A 4,849-nucleotide genomic window follows, 5' to 3' on the forward strand; every position below is an offset into this window, starting at 1 on the left:
TGCGAAGGACTGGCCACCCGCCGGATGCTACGGGTAGCTCTGCGCGACGGACAGCAACCCCGCAGCGCGGGTCCGGGCGGTCCCGGAAAGCGCGAGGGGCGGGGGCCCCCCCGGGGGGGGGGGGCCCCCCCCCACCCGGGCGGGGGGGCGCCCCCCCCCCCCGCGCCCGGGGCGCCCCCCCCCCCCCCGGGGCGCCCCCCCCCCCCTCGCGCTTTCCGGGACCGCCCGGACCCGCGCTGCGGGGTTGCTGTCCGTCGCGCAGAGCTACCCGTAGCATCCGGCGGGTGGCCAGTCCTTCGCAGCACTCCCAGGCGTCAGCCGAAGACACCGACTCGCTCACACCCGAGGAACGGGTGCACCCGACGTGGACGGAGTCGCTAGCCAGAGGCTTGAGCAGGCCGTTCGGCGGGCCGGCGGGCAGGCACGCCTCGCTGGGCAGGCAGTGGTTCTGGACGCCGCTGCGGGTGGTGCTGCTGCTGACCCTGGTGACGCTGTCGCTGGCGTTCCTGCAGAAGTCCCCCTGCATCCAGCAGTACGTGGACTCCAACGGGGTCGTGCAGCTCGACTGGCGGGGCGGCAAGCAGTACACCGCCATGTGCTACTCGGACACCATCCCGCTGTACACGGCGGAGCGGCTCGACCAGCCGGGCATGTTCCCCTACAAGACGCACTGGTTCGACGACCAGGGCAAGCCGACCGAGCACATCCGGTACATGGAGTACCCGGTGCTGACCGGCCTGTTCCAGTGGGTCAACGCGCGCATGGCGCAGGGCTGGACCGCGATCGCGGAGAGCACCGGCCTGCTGCCCTCGCCGATGACCGTCATCGTGTACTTCGACTTCACCGCGCTGTGGCTGGGGCTGGCCTGGCTGGTCACCGCGTGGGCGACGCTGCGGATCGCCCGCCGCAGGCCGTGGGACGCGGCGCTGGTCGCCGTCTCGCCGCTGGTGCTGGTGCACGCGTTCACCAACTTCGACACGCTGGCCACCGCGTTCGCCACCGCCGGGATGCTCGCCTGGGCCCGCAGCAAACCGGTCCTGGCGGGCGTGCTGATCGGCCTCGGCGCCGCCGCCAAGCTGTACCCGCTGTTCCTGCTCGGACCGCTGGTGCTGCTGTGCTTCAGGTCGGGGAAGGTGCGCGAGGCGCTGAACGCCGTGCTGGCCGCCGCGCTGGCGTGGCTGGCGGTGAACCTGCCGATCCGGCTGGCCTACCCGGAGGGCTGGGGCGAGTTCTTCCGGCTCAACACCATCCGGGGCGTGGACCCGGACACGATCTACAACGTGCTGGTGCAGTGGACCGGCTGGACCGGGTTCGACCCCGGTCTCGGCTTCCGCGAGCCGCCCGCCGTGCTGAACGCGGTCACCGCCGCGCTGTTCCTGCTGTGCTGCGCGGGGATCGCGGTGGTGGCGCTGTCCGCGCCGACCAGGCCCCGGCTGGCCCAGCTGTGCTTCCTGGTGGTGGCGGCGTTCCTGCTGACCAACAAGGTGTGGAGCCCGCAGTACTCGCTGTGGCTGGTGCCGCTGGCCGTGCTGGCGGTGCCGAGGTGGAAGCTGCTGCTGGCCTGGATGACCGTGGACGCGCTGGTGTGGGTGCCCCGGATGTTCTTCTACCTCGGCGAGGAGAACAAGGGCCTGCCGATCGACTGGTTCCTCGGCGCGGTGCTGCTGCGGGACGCGGCGGTGCTGCTGCTGTGCGCGGTGGTGCTGCGGGAGGTCTACAAGCCCTCGCTGGACCTGGTGCGGGTCTCCGGCGACGACGACCCGGCGGGCGGCGTGCTCGACGGCGCCCCCGACCGCAGGGTGCTGCGGCTGCGGCCCGCCGACCGGACGGCCACGCCCGCCTGAGCGGCGCGCTCCGGCGCGACAACGGCGAAGGCGCCCTCCCCGCTGCGGGAGGGCGCCTTCGCCGTTGTCGGGACCGTCAGGCCTTCGCGGGCGACGGCGGTGGCGACGGCGCGAGGTGGTCGGCGACCCGCTCGCGGGCGGACGGCACCACGTCCGACTTGAGGAACAGGTAGAACAGCGCGACCAGCAGCGCGGCCCGGCCCCACACGCCGATCACCACGGCCTGCGCGGAGAACCCGTCGTAGATGCCCGACGGCTGCCCCTGCTCGATGGCGTAGTACCAGCGGAAGATCCCGATGCCCATCGCCAGGTCCGCGGCGAAGTAGGCGAACGTCCAGGTCAGCGGCACCCGCATGAGCACCAGCATCGGCACCAGCCACAGCGTGTACTGCGGCGAGTGCACCTTGTGCAGCAGCAGGAACCCGCACAGCATCGCCGCCGAGACCGGGATCCACGGGTAGACGCCCTCGCGGGTCCAGCGCAGCCAGCCGATCCAGCAGGCCAGGCCGAACGAGATCAGCATCGTCATCGGCGACAGCACCCCGACGATCGCCTGCATCGCGTCGTCGCTCATGAACGGGCGCATCGACCAGTACCAGACGGAGTTGGTGGTGATGTCCACCCGCCGCATCCCCTGGAACGCGAACGACGCCTTCCAGCCCTCCAGGCCGAAGACCGCGAACGGCAGGTTCACCACCACGACCGTCACGATCGACGCGAGCGCCACCTTCACCGCGCCTGCCACGTCGTACCGGCCGCGCTGCGCGGTCAGCACGTGCAGCGCCAGCGGCAGCACGAAGATCGCCGGGTAGATCTTGAACGCGAACCCGAGCCCCAGCAGCACGGACGCGACCAGCGCCCGGTCCAGCAGCGGCCGGTCCGCGCCCCTGCGCCCCCAGCCGCGCTGCACCACGTACGCCGCCGCGACCGCGCAGAACACCACCGGCAGGTCCCAGTTGTGGTACGCGTACAGCACGAGCGGCGGGCCGACCGCCCACAGCAGCGCGCGCCAGCGGGCCAGCTTGCCCAGCAGCCAGCCGGTGGCCAGCCCGAACGGGGCCATCAGCAGCGCGGAGAACAGCAGGAACTCGGCGTCGTTGTGCGCGAAGATCGCGCCGCCCCAGATCAGCAGGCCGGTCAGCACCGGGTACTCGACCACCCCGCCGACCAGGACGCCCTTGGGGGTGATGCTGCCGTGCACGTAGGGGAAGACGTGCCGGTCGACGTCGCGCCCGATCCAGAGGTGCTGGATGTCGGAGTAGCAGACCTCTTCCTTGTTGCGCACGTCGTAGTCCGGCTGGGTCCGCCCCCACTGGTCGAACTCGGGGCCGGTGCAGCGGTCCTTGTTGGCGAACCCCGCGAGCAGGGTCAACCCGCACAGGAGGACCAGCGCGGCCAGCGCCGCGCGGCCGAACCGCCGGGTGCGCGTACCGGCGTCCACCAGCGGGGCCACCGCCTCCCGTGTCGTGCTCATCGGGCCAGGTGCTCGCGGAGGTAGGCGATGTCGGCCGCCTGGCCGTCACCGGGCGTCTCCACCAGGACCGGCGCGCCCGCCGAGGCGCACACCGCGACGAGCTGCTCGGGGTCGATCTTGCCCGATTCGACGTTCGCGTGCCGGTCCCTGGACGAGCCGAACTCGTCGCGGGAGTTGTTCAGGTGCACCAGGTCGATCCGGCCGGTGAGCGCCTTGACCCGCTCCACGACGCCGACCAGGTCCTCACCGGCGGCGAACGCGTGGCAGGTGTCCAGGCAGAACCCGGCGCCGAACTCGCCCACCGCGTCCCACAGCCTGCCGAGGCGGTCGAACGAGCGGGCCATGGCGTTGTCGCCGCCCGCCGTGTTCTCGATCAGGATCGGCACCCCGAAGCCGCCGTCGTCGACCTGCCGCTCGAACAGCTTGCGCCAGTTGGCGATGCCGTCGTCCGGGTCGTCGTCCTTGGTGACGTGCCCGCCGTGCACGATCAGCCCCAGCGCGCCGACCTCGGCCGCGCGCGCCGCGTGCTGCACCACCGCCTTGCGGGACGGGATGCGGACGCGGTTGTTCAGCGAGGCCACGTTGATCAGGTACGGGGCGTGCACGAAGACGTCGAGCTCGGACTCCCTGAGCGCCCGCGCGTGCTGGTGCTCCCCAGGGGCCTTCCAGCTCTGCGGGTCGCTGAGGAAGAACTGGACCACCTCGGCCCCGCGCTCGGCGGCGGCGGCGAGCGGATCGTCGTCTCGGACGTGAGCCCCGATGCGCATGAGGTGCAGGGTAGCCGTGCCGGGGCCGGGTCCGGTCGGCAGCGCCACGACGAGGAGCACCCGATCGCCGAGCGGCGGGCGCCGTCGCGCGGGCCTACGCTCGTTACCAGCAAGTAGGAAGTGCGTCGCCGAGCGCGCGCGGACCGGCCCGGCGGCCCGGCACCGGGAGGCAAGGATGCGCACCCGAAGCACCCGCTCAGCACGCGCGGGAGCCGCGCTCGCCGTGGTCGGGACGACCGCCTGGCTGGGCGCGGGGACGGCGGCGGCTGCCGAACCCGTGGTGCTGGGGGAGTGCCGGACGACCGTGCGGGGCGAGCCGGGGACGCCGCTCGCGCTGAGCACCTCCGCCGTGCTCGCGCCGGTCACCGACCTGGTCAGGGCGGTCCCGCTGCTGGGTCCGGGGCTGGCGGAGCCGTTCCGGGCCGCGTTCGCCGCGCTGCCGCCGATCCCGATCGGCGCGATCCCCACCGGGGAGGGCGTGGTCACCGGCGGGCAGATCGCCGCGCGGGTCAACGGGGAGCTGGGGAGGCTGCCGCTGCTCGGGCCCGTGCTGACCACCGTGACCGGCGGGGTCGGGCAGGTGCTGGGCGGGCTGTGCTCGGTGACCGCGATCGGGGTCGACGCCGTCGTGGCGCCCGTGCGGGAGGGCGTGGGCGGGGTGGCGGACGCGTCCGAGGCGCTCGTCGGGCAGGTGCTGCCGACCGCGCCCCGGCAGCCCGCGCCCCAGCAACCGGCGCCGCAGCAACCGGCGCCGCCCGCGCCGC

Annotated in this window: 3 protein-coding genes and 1 pseudogene; 2 read left to right on the forward strand and 2 right to left on the reverse strand. The window is 73.4% G+C overall.

Annotation, left to right across the window (positions count from 1 at the left end; translation table 11 throughout):
• The first annotated feature begins 284 nt into the window (after positions 1-284).
• Positions 285-1,844 carry a glycosyltransferase family 87 protein gene (locus ACTUAL_RS30075; RefSeq protein WP_440902603.1) on the forward strand — a complete coding sequence of 520 codons (1,560 nt, stop codon included), beginning with the start codon at positions 285-287 and terminating at the stop codon, positions 1,842-1,844.
• 76 nt (positions 1,845-1,920) lie between these two features.
• Here the strand turns inward: ACTUAL_RS30075 and ACTUAL_RS30080 are convergent, their stop codons facing one another.
• Together ACTUAL_RS30080 and ACTUAL_RS30085 are read right to left on the reverse strand one after the other, a co-directional pair.
• A complete protein-coding gene (locus ACTUAL_RS30080) occupies positions 1,921-3,318 on the reverse strand; it encodes a glycosyltransferase family 87 protein (protein WP_440902604.1) in 1,398 nt (465 codons plus the stop codon).
• Positions 3,315-4,085: a deoxyribonuclease IV gene (locus tag ACTUAL_RS30085; RefSeq protein ID WP_096498145.1), complete on the reverse strand. Its 771-nt coding sequence runs from the start codon at positions 4,083-4,085 to the stop codon at positions 3,315-3,317. The genes ACTUAL_RS30080 and ACTUAL_RS30085 overlap by 4 nt, the downstream gene beginning before the upstream one ends.
• A 175-nt stretch (positions 4,086-4,260) precedes the next feature.
• Here ACTUAL_RS30085 and ACTUAL_RS30090 point away from each other — a divergent pair.
• Positions 4,261-4,849: pseudogene (locus ACTUAL_RS30090) on the forward strand (hypothetical protein); the annotation flags it as partial.

Source organism: Actinosynnema sp., assembly GCF_052038725.1.